General features: G+C 56.1%; 1 protein-coding gene. It reads right to left on the bottom strand.

Going from position 1 to position 417, the window contains the following annotated elements; translation table 11 throughout:
- A partial coding sequence (locus tag Xedl_RS20100; protein WP_074025478.1) for a phage terminase small subunit P27 family occupies positions 1-414 on the bottom strand: 414 nt, incomplete at its 3' end.
- Positions 415-417 lie beyond the last annotated feature (3 nt).

Raw genomic sequence — 417 nt, forward strand, 5'->3', positions numbered from 1 at the left:
CCCGGCCATGTTGACCTTAGACCGGCTGGAGGGGGACATGCCGAACGCACTGAGCATGGCGTGAATGCGTTTCCATGCATCGGCTTTCATCCCTGCCGCTGGGTGCGCCTTGATTAATCCCTGATCGGTGCGGTAGGTGTAACCTTCGTTTTCCAATGTGTCGCAGTGCGTCCGGTACTCGACGTAGGCCTCAACCAGTAATTCAAGGGCTTTGGCATCCAGACTGGTTAGCACACCGACTTTATCCAGTTCCCCGGCGATCCGCTCGTGCCAGTACCGCCCCATTTTCCCAAAATGTTTGGGAACATTAGGTACCCTTTTTTCCGGCATCGGTTCATTGGCGTTAATCGGGCGTTTTGATGGGTTACCCCTCACCAAACGCAGGTGAGTCGGGGTTGGCGGTCGTCCTGCCATGTG

Source organism: Xenorhabdus eapokensis, from assembly GCF_001908105.1.